Genomic DNA, 17,430 nt, shown 5'->3' with positions numbered 1-17,430 from the left:
AGAAGGGGGAAAGAAACCTGAAGGGAAGAGTTGGTTGGGAGAGGGGGGGGTTTGACCACCCTCAGATGGAGCGGAAAACGCCCCGATCGGTAAGCAGGGGATGAGAAAGAGAAGGATGAATAAGCGCCACTTTTTCAATCAAGGCGCGGCAAGTCTGGATGTCCGATCATAAGCGCAGCCACTTCTCTCCTTTCCAGCCCATTTATTGTATTAATTGGCATAAACCTCATCCTCCATAAGATATCCTCCCATTTCTCTGGTTAAACAAAAAAATAAAGGCGGCGAACCATTCAAGGTTCTCCCGCCTCAAAATGATACCCTCGGCAAACTCTTCCCTTGGCCCCTTACGCCCTATTTACACCATAATCGATAAACCGCTTTAAGCAGGTCCTAATAGAGAGGTCCAAACAGACCGGCTTTTAAAATGATGACCAAAAGAACATAGATCACAATCGCAAAGGCAAAAAAGCTAACCCCGGTATAAGGCGCCGCAACATTGGACATATCCGTCACCCCCTCTTCCCCGCTTCCCTCTTATTCCTTCTTAGTAAACGACAGGTCCGAAGAGGCCGGCTTTCAGGATGATCACCAAAAGAACATAAATCACGATGGCGAAAGCGAACCAGTTGTATCCGCCTCCTACCACCGGAGCCCCAGCTCCGGCACCGGCAGCAGCATATGCGTTTGCCATACCTATCCCTCCTTTCTTATGAAATTAAGACACCGCGATTTAAGCAGGTCCAAAGAAGCCGGCTTTTAAAATGATGACAAGGAGGACATAGATGACGACGGCGAAAGCAAACCATCCGCCTTCAACCCCATATGGATAGCCGGTATTTGCCCCTGCATATGCATATGCCATGGTTCGTCACCTCCTCGGAACAGCGACTCGAATAAGGGAGAGGGTCTCTAATACACAAAGCCAGCATTCAAGATGATAACGAGGAGGACGTAGATGACGATGGCAAAAGCGAACCAATTGTATCCGCCGACGGCAGCTTCATGCACGGCTTTTCACCTCCATCATCTGTACTCACTCTACCATATGTATTGAAGCCTTATGTGGGTTGTACGAATACCTAAATATAGGTAAAATAGGCGAAAAAAGCAATAAGCTGCCCATCCAAAGGATCGGCAGCTTATCGGGCTCTAAAGATTAATACCCTCCAAAGAAACCGGTGCGAAGGATAATCACCAGAAGAACATAGATGACGATGGCGAAGGCGAAGAAGTTATATCCGCCGCCGTATCCAACGCCCCCTGCGCCTGCCTGAGCTGCTGCAAAAGCCATCTGAAAAAACCTCCTTTCCCAGAACTATATGCTCTTTTCCCTTAGAACCATCCTGAAGTCAGGATAATGACCAACAGGATATAGATGACGAGTGCAATGGCAAAGAAATTTCCACCCATCCTTACCCGGTGCCAGTCTTAGCAATATTCGCTTTACTTTGCCGAGGGAGTGTCCCGGTAGTTAACCTCATCCGTTAACCCCGGCCGGGTCTATTAATAACCCCAGAATCCTGCACGGAGAATGATGACCAGCAATACATAGATCACAATCGCAAAGGCGAAAAAGCCGGCCCCACCATAGTAACCTCCGTCTACTCCAGGTGCTACGACTGCCATCGGCTCACCCCCTTTCCCTTAGCTACTCTACATTATGCTTTTCATGTCCTCACAGCAGCGGTGAATGTCCGATATATAAAAAAATGGGTGGTTGAGAAAGGAAAGCGTGTTATACTAAAGTGGTAACCGTTTGAGAAGAGGGCTAGGAAGAGTGGAGGATTAAGATGCTTTTTATTGCGGATCAATGGAAGGATTATGAACTGATCGACACGGGATCAGGGGAACGTTTAGAGAGGTGGGGGGATGTCCTCCTGCGCCGTCCTGATCCACAGATCATCTGGCCATTAGAACAAGAAACGAATAAGTGGAAGAAGGCGGATGCTCATTATATCCGAAGCGAAACAGGAGGGGGCCACTGGGAGTTTCGCAAACGGCTCCCCGAACGTTGGACCATTTCCTATGGGGAGATGCGTTTTTACATTCGGCCCACCAATTTTAAACATACCGGTCTCTTCCCGGAGCAGGCGGCCAACTGGGACTGGATCATCGAAAAAATTAGAAAGGCGAATCGACCGATCCATGTGCTGAATCTCTTCGCCTATACCGGAGGGGCTACCTTGGCCGCCGCTTACGCCGGAGCCGAGGTCGTTCATGTGGACGCAGCCAAAGGGATGGTTGGGTGGGCAAAAGAGAATCTCCGCTTATCCGGCCTTGAGGAAAAGCCGGTCCGGTTTATTGTCGACGATGTCTTTAAATTCGTACAGCGGGAAATAAGGAGAGGGAGAAAATATGACGCCATCATCATGGATCCTCCCTCCTATGGAAGGGGACCCAAGGGAGAGATGTGGAAGTTGGAGGAGAATCTTTATCCATTCATTCTAAGCTGTATGGAGATCTTATCCGATGAACCCCTCTTCTTCCTCATCAATTCCTACACGACGGGGTTAAGTCCCACCGTCCTTAAAAACATCCTCACGCTTACGATGACGATGCGCTATGGGGGAAAAATCACCAGCGGGGAGATCGGCTTACCCATTCAGGCCTCCCGCCTCGTCCTCCCTGCCGGAATTCTGGCCCGTTGGGAAGAAGAGGTGTAGGTGGTGGAGATCACAATCCTCTACGAAGATAATCACCTCCTGGGAGTCGTAAAACCGATCAATATTCCTTCTCAAGGGGATGAAAGCGGCGATCCTGACCTCCTCACCCTGTTAAAAGAAGATCTAAAAAAGAGATACCACAAGCCTGGAAATGTATTTTTGGGCTTGGTCCATCGTCTCGATCGGCCGGTGGGGGGAAGCATGATCTTCGCTAAAACCTCAAAAGCCGCCTCCCGCCTCTCCGAATCGATCAGAACTCATCAATTTCAGAAAGAATACCTTGCCGTCATCCGTGGAAGTTTAGTCCAGCCGAAAGGCCGGCTCATTCACCACCTGTTGAAAGATGAGCGAACCAACACCGTTTCCGTCGTCCCTTCCACCGTAAAGCAGGCAAAGGAGGCGATTTTGGAATATGAGGTCCTCGATCAAAGGGATGGGTTTTCCCTCCTACGAGTACACTTAATAACAGGACGTCCCCATCAGATTCGGGTACAGATGGCGGCCATGGGAACGCCCCTTTATGGGGATCAAAAATATGGAGCAAAAGTAAACAAGCCTGGGGAATGGCTCGCTCTCTGGTCTTACCGGCTTTCCTTTCTTCATCCTACGAACAAGGAGATGATCACCTTAACTTCCCTTCCGCCTCTCCTACATCCTTGGGATCTTTTTCGCCCGATTCTGTCCCGATTAGAGGCGGACCGCTCCACCGATGCAGATTCTTCCTAATCATTAAGATAGAATGCTTAAGAAGAGAACGGTTCATCGATCTCTTGGTCTTGGGACTCAATGACGAGGAGCCAACCTCTCGCTAACCGAATCTCTCCGTGATCGGCAATCAGCTCGTTGCTGATGCCGATTCCCTTTCCCCAGACCAGCGTCGCATTCGTGAGGGGGTATTTAAAGCCGGTGAGCGTTACCCCCTCCACCTTCTCGCTAAAAGGAATAAGGGAGAGAAAAGGATATTCCCTCTTTACATCGGTCCCATCGTTAATGAGGTGGATCCGGTTCCAGCGATCGACGATGGTAGCCTCTACCCCCTCCATCCTGCACCGATAAAGAAGGTGAACATTTGCCAGGCTGTGATCAAAACGGGTCCCCAATCCTGCATAAATGAGAAGGCGCTTAGCCCCCGCTCTCAAAGCCTGATCGAGGGCAAGTTCCGTATCCGTAAAGTCCTTCTCCGGGGGAAAAGGAAGGACGGAGACTCCTCCCTCGCGCAGACGCCTAAATCCCTTTTCACCGATGGAGTCAAAATCGCCCACCGCCAGGTCGATCCTCTCCCCCGCTTCGTAGAGCCACAAGGCTCCCGCATCCACCCCAATCACATAAGGGGCAGGAGAAAAAGCCTCCTTCACCTTTTTATACTGGCCGATCTCCCGATCTCCTCCGGTAACCAAAATCGCATCTTTACTTGTCCCTTGACTCATGAACTTAACCACTTCATCTTTCACCCTGCCGATTCTATGGTATAATAGGGAAACAAAAGGCTGTTTAATCTGTATGACTAAAAAGAGGTGTCTTATGGCTGCCGTCATTTTAACCATCGCGCAATATCTCTTTGAAGCTTACCTTTTTGCCATCATTTTTTGGATCCTCTCCTCTTGGATTCCCCCTCTGCGTGATTCTGCAATCGGGCAGTGGGTAGGGAACCTGGTGGAGCCTTACTTAAGTCTCTTCCGTTTTATTCCACCGATCGGCATGATCGATATTTCCCCTATTTTCGCCATCCTTCTGTACCAATATATTATTTATCCATTTGGTTATCAAGGTCTAGCTACCATCTTATCTTGGATTCTTCCGTAAGCAACCCCCGTCACAGGATGTGGCGGGGGTTGCTTAACCATTCTACTCCTCCAGGAGCTGTTCCAATTGGTCCAGCAGGTTTTTAAAAAGATCCAGGGCTTTCTGTATCGGTTCGGGGGACGTCATGTCGACCCCCGCTTCTTTCAGCTCGTTTAACGGATAATCGGATCCTCCCATTTTGAGAAATTGGATATAGCGGTCAACGGCAGGTTTTCCCTCTTGCAGAATCATCTGGGAGAGGGTGGTCGCCGCAGAGAAGCCCGTCGCATACTTATAAACATAAAAATTATAGTAAAAGTGAGGGATTCTCGTCCATTCATAGGCGATCTCCCGATCCACCACGATGTCGTCGCCGAAATATTTCCGATTCAAATCATAATAATACCGGGAAAGCTTCTCCTGATTTAAGGCTTCTCCCCGTTCTACCTGCTCATGGATCCACTTCTCAAATTCAGCGAACATGGTCTGACGAAAAACCGTCGTCCTGAAGTCCTCCAGATGGTGGTTAATCAGGTACATCCTCTCCCGCTTGTTCTTCGTCCGCTGGAGAAGATAATGATTCATCAGCGCCTCATTTAAGGTAGAGGCTACCTCCGCCACAAAGATGGAATAGCGGGCATAAATATAAGGCTGGTATTTCCTGGAGTAGTAGGAATGCATCGAATGGCCCAATTCATGGGATAAGGTAAAGAGACTTTCCAGATCGTCCTGGTAATTTAAGAGAATATAAGGAGGGGTTCCGTACGTTCCCGACGAATAGGCGCCGGCGCGCTTGCCCTGATTCTCATAAACATCGATCCAGCGGGACTTGATTCCTTCTTGCAAGAGGTGAAGATATTCCTCTCCGAGGGGCGCTAATCCCTTTAGAACCGTATCGACGGCCTCATCAAAGGAATAGCGCATCTCCACCTCTTTCACCATCGGAACATAAAGATCATACATATGGAGTTCTTCAACACCTAAAAACTTCTTACGAAGAGCCACATAGCGGTACATCTGATCCAGATTTCGATGAACCGTCTCGATGAGGTTCTCATACACCTCTTTGGGGACATGGTCTCGATGGAGGGAAGCCTCCAAAGCGGAGGGGAACTTACGAACCCGGGCAAAGAAGATATTCTTCTTCACCTCCCCTTGGATGGCTGCCGCCCACGTATTCTTAAATTTTCCATAGGTTTCATAAAGGGTTTTAAACGCCTCCTCGCGAACACGACGATCCTTCGATTGCAAAAACTGGATATAACGTCCTTTTGTCAACTCCACCTCTTCTCCTTCCTCATCATGAATCATGGGAAAGGTGAGGTCCGCATTGTTCAGCATAGAAAAGATGTTGCTCGGGGAGTTGGCCAATTCCTTCACCTGAGCCAGAATATATTCTTCGTTCGGGGAGAGGGTATGGGTGCGACGGCGGCTCAAATCATCCAGATAATGACGATAAAGCCGAAGTTCCTCTTCCGCTTGTAAAAATTCTTCCAGCCGCTCACCGGGAATCGCCAAAATCTCAGGAATGAGGAAGGAAAAGGCGCTCATCAATTCAATATCGAGACTGACCGCCCGATCGTACAAATCCTGAAACGTCGAATTTCCCGTATCCTCATCATGTTTCAGATGGGCATAGGTATAAACCTTCCCCATCTTGTTCGAAATCTCATCTTGAAACCGGAGTGCCGCCAAGAGATTCCCGGCGCTTTCCCCCAGTCTCCCTTTAAATTTCTCCACCTCCGGCAAGGAAGCCTTCACTTCCTTAAATGCATCCTCCCACGCCTCGATACTGGGAAAAATCCTGGTTAAATCCCACGTATATTTTTCCTCCAATTCCTCCCGTTTCGGAAGTCTCTTCCGCTTTGCACGCTCCACCTTTTTCCTGTCCTCCTTCAGAAAGCTATATTTCAATGACTTCTACAAAGGAAGGGAAAAAACCTTCTATAACCGAAACTTTGGCTCCTTTCCTTTCCTTCGCCCTTCACGGGCATCCGATTTTTCCTCACCCATGTCGATTTCGTGGCAACTGCGGCAACGGGGCTCATAGGTTTCGGAAGCGCCCACCATCACCACCGGATCGTCAAAGCGAGCCGGACGATTATTGATCAGCCGCTGGGGCAGGGTGGCCGGCGCCCCGCAGACGGCACAGGTGCTCACATAGTAGGGCTTCGCATCGGCGATGGCAAGGAGTTCTCCCATGGGACCAAAGGGCATGCCCCGAAAGTCCTTGTCCAAACCGGCAAAGAGTAGGAAGCGCTTCTCCCTGAGGAGGGCAAGCGCAGCCTTTACGATCTCAAAACTCCCTTTGTCATCCCTCTCCTGGAAGAATTGTACCTCATCCACCAAGGCCACATGAATGCCTTCTCCCTCGATGCTTTCCACCAGCTCTTTCACACTATGTACCGCTTGACAGGTCATGGATAGCCCGCTATGGGCAACAATTTTATCCTCTTCTCCATAGCGGGTATCGGCGGCATGTTTATAGGCTTTCACACGGCGATAAGCAACCTCCATCCCCTCTCGCTGCGCGGAACGGACATAGAACTGATCCGCCTGCAGGATATCATAGTAACTCATGATGAGGTGCTCGCTTTTACCGCTAAACATATTGCCCGTCACCACTTCCAGCCATCCATAATCGATGCCGGGACGGCGGTTATAAAACTGATACGGAATTTTTGTCGTTGCCTTTTCAAACTGTCTATAGAGGTTGTTCGCCATAATTTTCCTCATCCCTCTCTTGTCCGCTTTATTTTACCACAAAGGTCGAAAGAGGAGGAATCCCATCGAAGAAAAAGGAATAAATGAAAAGGACCCCTTCACCAAGGGTCCCTGTTTCCTTCACTCTTCTTTGCTCATCGTACAGGTGCAAGTTCCTTGACCGCTTCCGTGACTTCCATCTCCCCTGCACCCCGAATTATTTTTTTCCCATAGACCTTCTCCGGTTTGAGGACTGATACGAGGTAATCAATCGCCACTTGGGGATCTACAGTTTCGCCACAGGTATAGCAATCCAACGCCGCAAACCCCTTCTCCGGATAGGTGTGAATCGAAATGTGGCTTTCAGAAAGCAGGACGAGAACCGTCGCACCCTGTGGTTCAAATTGTCTCTCTTGCACTCCCAGAACGGTAGCCCCTGCCATTTCTGCAGCTTCGACCAGTTGGTGTTTCAGCCATTCCGCATCGTTTAAGAGGGTGTAATCAACTCCCCAAGTGTCAATGGCAACATGCCTGCCGAAAGTAGAATACTCCATCTTTCGGTTCCCCCTTCCTAGCAAAATAATGATGAATCGCTAGGACCTGCGTCATTCACTACAGGGGTATAAGCCAGTTCCCCAACCATTGAGTGAATCCTGGTTCCTATTTAATTCTAACGATGATTAATGTACCATGTTTACTCCTGGATTGCAATAGGCGAGGGGAAAAATGTTGGTAAACAAGTCACAGGATTTCATCTTTAACGAGGATACTCCGCTTTTTTTCATACTCAATAGATATCTCTAACTTTGAATTTATAATCTCTTGGGCATTCCTAGTTAATGACATAATAACAGTTAAAATAAACTGAAAGATCAGCAACCAAATTAAAGTTAAATCGTATGACGCACCATCCTTAATAATGAGTGTCACGTTATCTATTATTTCTTTCGTAACCCATAATAAACCAATCGGAAGGAGACCATCAATAATTCTCAAAACGAAGATCAATGTTACTCACTTTTTGTTACTCACTTTTTACCGTATTTCCAAAGAAATATTATTGATCTTTTTAAGTAATCAAATCGCATCTTTCATCGCTCCTCTATGATTTGGCCATCTCTCATCTCAACAATTCGATCGGCGCGAGAGGCAAGTTTAGAATCATGGGTGACAAAAATGATGCCACACCCTTGTTCCTCTCTTAATCGACACAGCAGGTTAAAGATGATTTCCCCGTTTTTCGTATCCAGATTCCCCGTCGGTTCATCGGCCAGCAACCATTCGGGATGATTTACCAAGGCGCGGGCGACCGCCACCCTTTGCTGTTCCCCGCCGGAGAGCTGTGAGGGCAAGGCACGATGCTTATGAGATAAGCCAACCAACTCCAGCAACTCTTCTGCCCGCTCTCTTTTCTTAAATGAAACGCTCCGGCCTATCAGGGGCGCCATCACGTTTTCGATGGCCGTTAAGGTGGGAAGCAGGTGAAACTGCTGAAACACAAATCCGATAGTTTCAAAGCGGAAATCGGCCAATTTTTTTCCTCTTAGCCTCGATACTTCCAGATCGTCGAAATAGATGGTTCCGGAAGAAGGTTGGTCCAAAGTGCCGATCAAGCTGAGCAACGTAGATTTCCCCGAACCGGACGGGCCAATGATCGCGGTAAATTCTCCTTTGCGAAATGTAACGTTTACGTAGGAGAGTGCCCGTGTGGACACTCCATCCCCCGAATAGGTTTTCTCCAAATTTTCCACTTTCACGAGATTCGTCAATGGGATTCCCCTCCTCGTCTCTCCTCATTTTTTTAAGCGCGCATACCTTGCGAAGGATCGTTCTTTACCGCGATTTCCGCAGGAAAGAACGAACCGATGAATCCAACCACCAACGGAACCAAGCCTGTGGAGAGCAGCAACAAGAAGTTTTCCCAAGGGAATTGGCGATACATCCAGCCGATGAACAGCAGTCCGAGCCCAACCCCGATTACGCCCGCAACCAACCCGATCAATCCCCCTTCCATTAAAACGAGGATTCGTATGGAGCTATCACGCCATCCGATCGCTTTAAGGAGGGCAATCTCCGGTTTTCGTTCGGAAACGTTCTGCCACATGATCTCGGCGGTGGTCATCACGGAGATGATCAAGGCAAAAAACATGGCGATATAGTGAGCGGGACCGATTTCCACGGCGATATACTGCCCCAACCAGGTCGTGTAGAGAATGCCTTGCAAATGGGCGGTGACAAAGAGAAAGAAGACCAGCAATGTGGTGGGGATCGCCATGGATAAAATGGATAACAGGCTGCGGGTAAACCGCTCCCAAAGATGATTGAAGGCCATCCCCATAAGATGGTGCGCTCGGACAATCCTCCGGGCATGCGGCCTCATCTCTCCTGATCGTATGGCTTCATAAGGGGAGATCTTCGCAATGAGAATGACGCCCCAGACGGCACCGAAGAGATAGACAAGGAAACCGAGGAAACCGACGAGGAAGAAGCGGAGCCATGAGATGGATGTGCCACTCTGAAGAATCGATAAACCTACAATGGCCCACGAGATCAAAGCGACGAAAGAACCTAACAGGACCGATTCCATGAAAACCATCTTAAAGAGTTGGGTCGGCCGCCAGCCCACAGCAAGCAGGACGGCCAACTCCTTTCTACGCGCCAAAACCGAAACGAGGTGAGTCGCCAGCACATAAAGAATCGCGACCAGCAATACGACGGCTATAATACCGGAAAACCCCAATTTTGTCTCATGGAAGATCGCGATCGCCGCTCCGATCCTCACCCATAATTGCTCCATCCACCCCAACGCAGGAGTATTCCCGTTTTTCGGCACAAAAACCAAGGTGGGTTGCGGAGAAGAACCTAAAGTAATATCGGTAATTAGCCCCGTTTTTCCCTCGATGTCCCGCGCCACCCGTTCCAGTTTCCTTTGGCTTTCCTCGTTGAGGCTATCCACCCCTTTTACCTTAATGCGGATCGAGGAAATCGGTTCTTCCCCCATGATCAGACCCGCCGCGTCTAACGTGGTTAACAGGGTCGGCGGACCAGTCAATAGCCCCAACGGATCATCGACCGGTTTCACCCATTCCGGAGGATTTACGGGTTTTCCCTCAGCGTCCAATACCAATTGGGCATAAGCCGAACGATAGGTTTCCATCGGTAGCTGGGTTAAGGGATCCTTTGAAATTTGAAGTTTTTCCGGATCATAAAGGCCAATCCATTGCAGGTCCAACCTTGGTTCCTCAGGGTAGACCTTCATTTCCCGGAATACCTGATCGTACAATACCTTCTCCTTTTCGGAGATCTTTGGCGGGGTCACTTGAAAGGCTAATGACCACCGATCGGGAAATGGACTGGGGATGGCATCGTAGTTGAGGGGTGTTGCCTTTAAATTCACCAACGTCAAAGAATTATTCTGGGCAAATTTGGTTTCCTGTCCCGTTTTCGGATCAACCCCCGTCAGATTTCGCAAGAAAGCCTCATGTACCTGGTCCGCATTGTACGAAACCGTTTGTTGATCAACGGTTTTAATCGTATCCAGATACTTTTTCCCACCCTTTGTCTTAATCTGTTCCATCGTCTTTCTCGCTGCCTCAAGTGTATCAAATGGGAGATCCAACTTCTCAACGGTATATTGGTAGGTTTTTTCAATGAACGCCTGATTGCTGAGCAGTACGGGGATTTTGATCTCAGTAACGGTCTGGTCACCCAATTGAAATTCTTTTTTTTGGCTTCGATCTTGTTCATTAAAATAGCGGCTTTTTCCCGTGGAGAGGGTGGCTTGATCTAAGCCGACAAGCCGCGCTTCCTGAACCGGGTCAATCCCCACAAGCAAGACAAAATTGAAGCTGCCAAGATCTCCCGAAAAAGACCCTACGCCATACTGTGTAGCGTTCTCCGGATCGAAATAGGAACTATGTTCGCCAAACCAACCATTGGTAAAATAGGATGTACTCTTCAGTTCAACCCGATTTCGATCCAGAGGATTGGAAATGAAAGAAGAGATGAACCGATATACTCCATGCTCCCTACGGTCTATGATACGGTTCTGATAGAGATTTCCGAGATTGACGCTTACAGGGGCATACCCGATAACCGCGATGGGAGCGGCCACCTCTATGTCCGGGATGTCTTTGATTTTTTGATATTGCGAAAGGCTGATGCCACCGGTTATTCCGCTTAAATAATTGGGTTCCAGCAATTTCTCATTCTCGGTGGTGCTTCGTGTCCCTGGGGGACGGACGACGATATCGTAAGAAGATTTCCACCGCTTTTGCAGGTTTCAAGAATGGTTCCCCGATTGGTCTCCGACAGTCCCACCATGTAACTTAAACCGGAACTGATAATGAGGGCTCCTACGAGTAATAGAATGAAACGCTCCTTCTTTCTCCACCATGACCGCCAAACCATCCGGATCATCTGATCTTCTCCCTCACTTACAAAGCCTGAGAATGCTCAGGACATTTGTTGATCACTCCTAAATCAGATAACAAGAATTTCAATAATCAGATAACAAGAATTTCAAATGTCTAATATCCTTTACAGTATTTATATGTTCAATTTTACCATTCATATTTACAAGAACCGCCGTAGGTGTTTTATATATATTGCAGAGTTTAAAAAGATATGGCTCATTGACATAAGATATGTTCTCAGGTAATTCTTTAATATTTCCTGATTAATATGTTGGCTATTATCACTATTCAATAAAAGCACAGTAATATCAATACGCATTAAGATCTCAAAGTGATTTATTCATTTCAAAGGATAGGTGTCCAGATAGGAAATGACCGCTTTCAAGGTGTTATACTTTTTTTGAAACTCCACAGGTTTATCTTTAGAAATCAACGATACTTTCACCAACACATTATGATAAGAGACCATCGCTTCGTCATAATTTTTTAGAACGGGTTCCTTTTCATAAATCTCAAGTGCTTGAGTAGGCCAGAAAACCATATCATTTCCCAAATACGATTTTAAGTAAATGAGGTCTATCAGTATAATGGTCCCTGTGTCAACGTCTTTATAAGCGATCCTCTCCTGTGTCTCTTGATCGGTTTGGTCTCCGTTCAATGTAAGAATCGACCTTGTGCCGAAGGAAAAACTTCGATCAATAGCTACCAAATTGGTCGCATCCGACTTTTCAACTTTTTCTGCGTTAGGAATGACCAATTAGCTCCCCATATCATCGAACAATTGACGGAAGGCTTGATACGATAATACGGGTGCTTGATCCCTTTGTTGAACTGGATTGGTTTGGATTTTCCCCTGATCGGCTTCGCATCCGGTAAATACGAAGATCATCAGCGATGCAAGGAGGATAACATTCTTCTTCATATGATTACAGCCTCTGCTCTTCATATAGGAATCAACTCTCTACCAAAAGATTGGCACTGCCATGACCATCTGAACTTCCCAATCCCCCTCTTTTTAATGTAATTTTAAAAGCCATGTAATTTCATCATAATTGTGCAGTAATGGATATGTCAATAGATTTTAAGAAAAAAGAATTTTTCTTAAAAACCGATTTTAACCGAACCCAAAACTAGGAATTCTGGCCTAATCGACAAGAAATTGCAAAAAATAGGCAAACCACAGCGCATGAATCAGAAAAAAGCAGCATGCGAATTGTATCTATTGTTATGAAGTTAACAAAAAAACCGGGGATCATCCCGGTTTTTCTTTATGCCGCCAAAAATTTATGCCTCCAGCTCGAATAGGCGTTTGGAGGAAAGCGAGAGTTGGTTATCGATCGCAACGATCTGATCCGATTCCTGAAGAGGATTTACCCGGTTCCTTTCATCCAAAAGGTGATCTACCCGACCTCGTATCTCTGCAATTTCCTGCTCAACCGCTTTATTTTCCATGATTCTCTCTAAGATAAAGGAGAAATCCCGATTTTCAAAGATCAACTTCTCGGTTCCGTCGGCAATCTCCCGAATGGCAAGGACTTGCCCCCGTTCATATTGATACTCGACCTTAAACGTAGGATAAAGACGGTAGACCAATGCTTCCCCCTTAAAATGGGCCATCACTTTTCGCATGACATCGGTTAGCGTACGATCCCGGACAACACAGGAAGAAGAGAGATGGTATTTCCCCTCTTTCTTCTCCAATACCAGGCGGATCTCATCCGCTCCCCGGCACAACATAAATTCCAAATCGCCATTCTCCAGAACCTGCTCATGTAAACGGATCTCTTCTCCATGCAGCAGTTCTACCAATTCCTGCAATTCTTCTTCTTCTAGCCACAGACTTACACGCTTGTATTCGGTGGCTATCCGCTTAAGCATCATATCTCCTCAATTCTTTTCATTAGATTGCCCGAGGATTTTCGCTTACGCTCTCTTTCAAACAAAAATGCTACGGTACACTCCAATACGGGATGAACATCCATTCATCGCGAAAGAAGATCATCACCCACTTTATTCGTCTTTCCATTTTTTATTATTATACAATACTTACGGAAAAAAAACATGGGGGGAACGCCTTTTTTCTAGAAAAATTAGTTGGAAGGTGTATTGAGCCAATTAAATTGGGGAAAGCGAATCTCGGGGGAGGAACTCTCCGCCCCTTGCCTCTGCCTTTTCTCACCTTGGAGCCGTTCATACTGCTTCTCCCGGAAGCGGAGCGCATATTCCCGGGCTTCCTCACGGTTCTTTATTCCTTGTCTCGTCCATTCGAAGAGGATACGGTCAATATACTTCATATTGGCGATGCCGAGGAGGGTCGCCTCTTCCAACGCGGCGATGATCAATTCGTGGGAATAATGATCCTTGTCCAGCCATTGGCTCATGAGATCCGCTTCCATCGGAGAGATGGGGCGACCAAAAGCTTGTTCAAAACGACTGAACAGATCAATTCCATTTGCGGGAGAAAGGTTCTCTTTCGTCCGCTTTTGCTCCTCCTCCCACGTCCGAAGCAACTTCTGAAAGAGGGGTCTTAGGTTATACCGTTCATTCACCTTGCCCAGAGGGTCAACCCCTTGCTCCAGACTTAAAAACCCTTCCTTCATTAACTGGAAGACCTCTTTCTGAACCTGAAGGGCAGGTAAATCCATGCGCTCCTCCAGTTCTTTAAATGTGGGGAAAGAATTGCCCTCTTTCTCAAAAACGATGATGTGGAGCAAAATTAAGAACTGGGTGTCGTTCAGTCCCATCCGCTTCGCATACCTGAAAAAGATCTTCGGGAGGGAGACGGTGCCGTCCAAAAGCCAGTCGATCCATACGTCCATCCTCGTTTTTCACCTCTCACCTCTCCATTATACCCTGAATAGAAAGAGAGGGGAAAGAGAAGATTCGCCACACTTCCCCTCCCCCATATCGATGTTCTTAAAGACTAATTCCCATCCGGCTCTTGGAAAAAAGCCGATCTCATTCGGTTTCTCAGAATCTCCCATTTTATTTCCCCGGGGGAGATGTGCAATGATTGCCTTTTTGCCTTTCAAATCTCCAGCCCACTTCGATCCGGGTCCCCTTGGATAGTTGGCTGTTCACTTTAATGCTCCCTCCGCTTCTCTCCACCAGGCGTTTCGCGATGGCCAATCCTAACCCATATCCCCCTTTGGCGCTGCTGCGTGCTTTATCGGCACGGTAAAATCGATCAAAGATATAAGGGAGATCTTCCTTTGCAATCCCAATGCCACGGTCCGACACCGAAATGAGGCATCGATCCCCTTCAAGGGAAGCGGTTAATGATACCTCCTTCTCATCCTCCGAATATTTCACCGCATTCTCCAAAAAAATGTAGAGAATCTGTTCGAGGTGCTCGCCTCTTACCGGAAGGCAGATTCCTTCCACCTTCAAATCCGTATGAAGTGTCACCTCAGGATAAAGAGAGCGGAAATTCCGTTCGATTTGCTGCAAAATCGGGAGCGGATCCGTCCAATATTCCTCCTCTCCCTCCCTTTCCGCACGGCTTACTTCCAAAAGCTCATTCACCAATCTCTTTAAACGTTTGGTCTCGAAAAGGGAAGCTTTCAACGACTCATTCAGCACCTCCGGTTCTTCCTTTCCCCATCTCTCCAAAAGGGAGAGATGGCCCTCAATCGCAGCCAACGGGGTGCGCAGCTCATGGGAAGCATCTTCCACAAACTGCTTTTGTTTTAGAAAAGATTCCTCCACCCGGTCCATCATCTGGTTAAAGGCGATAGAGAGGCGGGAAAGTTCATCGTGATTCTCCTTCACGGGAACACGTTCGTGAAATCCCCCTCTTCCGATCCGCTGCATCGCATCCGACAAGGAACGGATGGGGGTAAGGAGCTTACGGGCCAACCAAGCCCCCCCTAACAGGCTGAGAAGAGAGGCGATCCCCGTCCCCCCCAACATAAGGAGGAAAAATTGTTTCATGAACTGATCATATCGGTCCATCCGGTTGATGATCTCTACTACTCCCTGGACGTTTCCGAGAGAGATCTTCCTGCGGATGGACAAAAAATGAGTCTCCCCATTCCAGAAATCCAGCCCCTCTTCCTTTCCCCTTAACCAATCGAACAGATCGAAAAAGGAGGATTCTTGATTCATTTGAGCCCCCTCGTTCATCTGATTCTCATTCTCCTGTAACGTTAAAAGGATCTCTCCCTTACGGTTCATGATCTTTACGGTCTGGTTCTCGTCCAAGAAACGGTATAAAAGGGGTCGGATCCGCTGAAGATCGGATGGTTCTTTTACCCCTTGTTGGGAGAGAAAAAACAAGATCTCTTCCCCTTTTGCATTGGCGGCATCCCTCTCCAACTGATAAAACCAGCGTTGAAGCAAATAAAACTGTACGAAGTTATAAAATATGAAGAGCGAAAAAAGGAGCAAAAAAGCCCAAAAGGTCATTTGCCAACGAATGGGGAGGGATTGAAAGAACCGTTTCATCCTTTTCAATTTCGCATCACGTATCCCTTCCCCCGAATGGTCTGAATATAGCTCTCCTCCTGGGGAAGATCTAACTTATTCCGGAGATACCGAATGTATACATCCACCACATTGGTTTCGATAAAGGCTTCATATCCCCAGACCTCATTTAACAGCTGTTCTCTGGAGATGACACGCCCCCGATTTTCCACAAGATAAACAAGCAGATCATATTCCCGCTTGGTGAGTTCAATCTCCTCTCCATTCCGGGTTACCCTCACTCCGTCCAGATCGATGATCAAATCCCGAAAGGTAAGTATTCTTTTTTCCTCTTCGTTTCCCTTACGAAGCTCCTCCACCCGACGAAAGAGGGCTCTCATGCGTGCCAGCAATTCCTCAATGGCAAAAGGCTTAGGGATGTAATCATCAGCGCCGCTCTCCAGCCCGGCAACCCGGTCCATCACCCCATCCCTCGCCGTCAGCATGATGATCGGAGTATATTTGACCGCGCGAATGCGGCGGCAGATCTCCAAACCGTTTAATCCAGGCAACATCAAATCAAGAAGGATAAGATCCCACTCCTCTTCCATCGCTCGTTCCAATCCTGTTCTTCCATCGTGGACAACCTCCGGCTCATATCCTTCATGCTGCAATTCAAGCTGGATAAATCTGGAGACATTCTTTTCATCTTCAATGATGAGGACACGCTTTGGTTCCATCGGATCTCCCTCTCATCTCTATCAGGCTTCCTGTGTTTAGTGTAACGAATCTCTATGTAGAAAAAAACCCTCCTACAACTGCAGGAGGGAATCTTTTGTCAATGCTCCCTATCGCTTGTAGGGCGAAAGGTTATTGCCCGTTATCTCCTTGGTGTTCACCTTGTTCTTCATGCTGAACCTGATCATGATCTGCCGTGCCGGTTTCGGCGCCCTCTTGCCCTTCTCCCTTTTCGACTCCTTTTTCGTTGCCCTCGTCGGACTCAGTCTTCACAACCTGTCCCGTCTTTCCGTCCACCTTCACGTCAACGGAAGTTCCATCCTGCTTTTTTACTTCAATGCTGTAAACCACAAGCCCATTCTCATCATCTAATTGGCTCTTTACGACGGTCCCGGGTACTTTGGCCAACGCGGACTGCACCGCCTGATCCTGGGATACGGTCACCTCTTTGACCAGGCTAGCCGCCTCATTCGCTTCCTGTTGAGGTGTGGATTTCTCCGCCTCCTCCTTCTGTTGGACTAGGCTTTGCGTGGCAGGAGAAGCCGCTCCGTTGGAATTGGCGCCGGCGGCAAAGGCATTGGTTCCGGAATACAGAGATGCGGCCACCCCGCCACCAACCAGGGCGGCTCCCAGGGCAAGGGCAATCCATTTCTTTCTCATCTTTCATTCCTCCCTCAAATGGTGTATGTAAGGTTTCTCCCTTACACTCCACATTATAAGAAGGA

The 17,430-nt window shown here is 47.8% G+C and carries 21 protein-coding genes; 3 read left to right on the top strand and 18 right to left on the bottom strand.

Going from position 1 to position 17,430, the window contains the following annotated elements:
- Positions 1-544: 544 nt before the first annotated feature.
- The 4 genes from THEAE_RS23240 to THEAE_RS23345 form a co-directional block, all read right to left on the bottom strand.
- Positions 545-691 carry a hypothetical protein gene (locus THEAE_RS23240; RefSeq protein WP_005587542.1) on the bottom strand — a complete coding sequence of 49 codons (147 nt, stop codon included), beginning with the start codon at positions 689-691 and terminating at the stop codon, positions 545-547.
- 39 nt (positions 692-730) lie between these two features.
- Positions 731-862, bottom strand: a complete 132-nt coding sequence (locus THEAE_RS23665) for a hypothetical protein (RefSeq protein ID WP_005587541.1) — start codon at positions 860-862, stop codon at positions 731-733.
- A gap of 294 nt (positions 863-1,156) precedes the next feature.
- Entirely contained in the window at positions 1,157-1,291 is a 135-nt protein-coding gene (locus THEAE_RS23660; RefSeq protein ID WP_005587540.1) for a hypothetical protein, read from the bottom strand.
- Positions 1,292-1,503: 212 nt separating this feature from the next.
- The gene (locus THEAE_RS23345; protein WP_005587537.1) at positions 1,504-1,626 is read right to left on the bottom strand and encodes a hypothetical protein; all 123 of its coding nucleotides are present in this window, start codon (positions 1,624-1,626) and stop codon (positions 1,504-1,506) included.
- Between the two features lie 164 nt (positions 1,627-1,790).
- Here THEAE_RS23345 and THEAE_RS0105205 point away from each other — a divergent pair, with 164 nt between their 5' ends.
- The gene (locus THEAE_RS0105205; protein ID WP_028986742.1) at positions 1,791-2,663 is read left to right on the top strand and encodes a class I SAM-dependent methyltransferase; all 873 of its coding nucleotides are present in this window, start codon (positions 1,791-1,793) and stop codon (positions 2,661-2,663) included.
- Positions 2,664-3,389, top strand: a complete 726-nt coding sequence (locus THEAE_RS0105200) for an RluA family pseudouridine synthase (RefSeq protein ID WP_039944282.1) — start codon at positions 2,664-2,666, stop codon at positions 3,387-3,389. It begins immediately after the preceding gene.
- Between the two features lie 17 nt (positions 3,390-3,406).
- Here the strand turns inward: THEAE_RS0105200 and THEAE_RS0105195 are convergent, their stop codons facing one another.
- Positions 3,407-4,207, bottom strand: a complete 801-nt coding sequence (locus THEAE_RS0105195; RefSeq protein WP_052329765.1) for a thiamine diphosphokinase — start codon at positions 4,205-4,207, stop codon at positions 3,407-3,409.
- On the opposite strand from THEAE_RS0105195, the gene THEAE_RS0105190 reads away from it, so the two are divergent.
- Positions 4,185-4,466: a YggT family protein gene (locus THEAE_RS0105190; protein ID WP_028986739.1), complete on the top strand. Its 282-nt coding sequence runs from the start codon at positions 4,185-4,187 to the stop codon at positions 4,464-4,466. The two genes, THEAE_RS0105195 and THEAE_RS0105190, sit on opposite strands and share 23 nt — an antisense overlap.
- 42 nt (positions 4,467-4,508) lie before the next feature.
- On the opposite strand, the gene pepF is transcribed toward THEAE_RS0105190, so the two are convergent.
- The 13 genes from pepF to THEAE_RS20000 form a co-directional block, all read right to left on the bottom strand.
- The gene (gene pepF / locus THEAE_RS0105185) at positions 4,509-6,323 is read right to left on the bottom strand and encodes an oligoendopeptidase F (protein ID WP_028986738.1); all 1,815 of its coding nucleotides are present in this window, start codon (positions 6,321-6,323) and stop codon (positions 4,509-4,511) included.
- 66 nt (positions 6,324-6,389) lie between these two features.
- Positions 6,390-7,169 (bottom strand): thymidine kinase, encoded by a 780-nt coding sequence (locus tag THEAE_RS20015; protein WP_052329764.1) that lies wholly within the window; start codon positions 7,167-7,169, stop codon positions 6,390-6,392.
- 134 nt (positions 7,170-7,303) lie between these two features.
- A complete protein-coding gene (gene speD, locus THEAE_RS0105170; RefSeq protein WP_028986737.1) occupies positions 7,304-7,702 on the bottom strand; it encodes an adenosylmethionine decarboxylase in 399 nt (132 codons plus the stop codon).
- A gap of 537 nt (positions 7,703-8,239) precedes the next feature.
- Entirely contained in the window at positions 8,240-8,917 is a 678-nt protein-coding gene (locus THEAE_RS0105160) for an ABC transporter ATP-binding protein (protein ID WP_028986735.1), read from the bottom strand.
- 32 nt (positions 8,918-8,949) lie between these two features.
- On the bottom strand, positions 8,950-11,349 hold the full coding sequence (locus tag THEAE_RS0105155; protein ID WP_028986734.1) for an ABC transporter permease: 2,400 nt from the start codon (positions 11,347-11,349) through the stop codon (positions 8,950-8,952).
- Positions 11,328-11,567 carry a hypothetical protein gene (locus tag THEAE_RS22870; protein ID WP_156920549.1) on the bottom strand — a complete coding sequence of 80 codons (240 nt, stop codon included), beginning with the start codon at positions 11,565-11,567 and terminating at the stop codon, positions 11,328-11,330. The genes THEAE_RS0105155 and THEAE_RS22870 overlap by 22 nt, the downstream gene beginning before the upstream one ends.
- A 336-nt stretch (positions 11,568-11,903) precedes the next feature.
- Entirely contained in the window at positions 11,904-12,320 is a 417-nt protein-coding gene (locus THEAE_RS0105150) for a hypothetical protein (RefSeq protein ID WP_028986733.1), read from the bottom strand.
- Positions 12,321-12,485, bottom strand: a complete 165-nt coding sequence (locus THEAE_RS22865) for a hypothetical protein (RefSeq protein ID WP_156920548.1) — start codon at positions 12,483-12,485, stop codon at positions 12,321-12,323.
- Between the two features lie 362 nt (positions 12,486-12,847).
- Entirely contained in the window at positions 12,848-13,441 is a 594-nt protein-coding gene (locus tag THEAE_RS0105140) for a hypothetical protein (protein ID WP_005587520.1), read from the bottom strand.
- 212 nt (positions 13,442-13,653) lie between these two features.
- Positions 13,654-14,382: a DnaD domain-containing protein gene (locus tag THEAE_RS20010; protein WP_005587519.1), complete on the bottom strand. Its 729-nt coding sequence runs from the start codon at positions 14,380-14,382 to the stop codon at positions 13,654-13,656.
- Positions 14,383-14,548: 166 nt separating this feature from the next.
- Complete coding sequence (locus tag THEAE_RS20005) at positions 14,549-16,009, bottom strand: HAMP domain-containing sensor histidine kinase (RefSeq protein ID WP_156920547.1); 1,461 nt, start codon at positions 16,007-16,009, stop codon at positions 14,549-14,551.
- 5 nt (positions 16,010-16,014) lie between these two features.
- Positions 16,015-16,707, bottom strand: a complete 693-nt coding sequence (locus tag THEAE_RS0105120) for a response regulator transcription factor (RefSeq protein ID WP_028986732.1) — start codon at positions 16,705-16,707, stop codon at positions 16,015-16,017.
- Between the two features lie 130 nt (positions 16,708-16,837).
- The gene (locus THEAE_RS20000) at positions 16,838-17,365 is read right to left on the bottom strand and encodes a PepSY domain-containing protein (RefSeq protein WP_052329760.1); all 528 of its coding nucleotides are present in this window, start codon (positions 17,363-17,365) and stop codon (positions 16,838-16,840) included.
- Between the last annotated feature and the right edge of the window lie 65 nt (positions 17,366-17,430).

Origin of the sequence: Thermicanus aegyptius DSM 12793 (assembly GCF_000510645.1) — a bacterium.
Lineage (GTDB): Bacteria > Bacillota > Bacilli > Thermicanales > Thermicanaceae > Thermicanus > Thermicanus aegyptius.
This window is presented reverse-complemented; position numbering and strand designations above follow the sequence as displayed.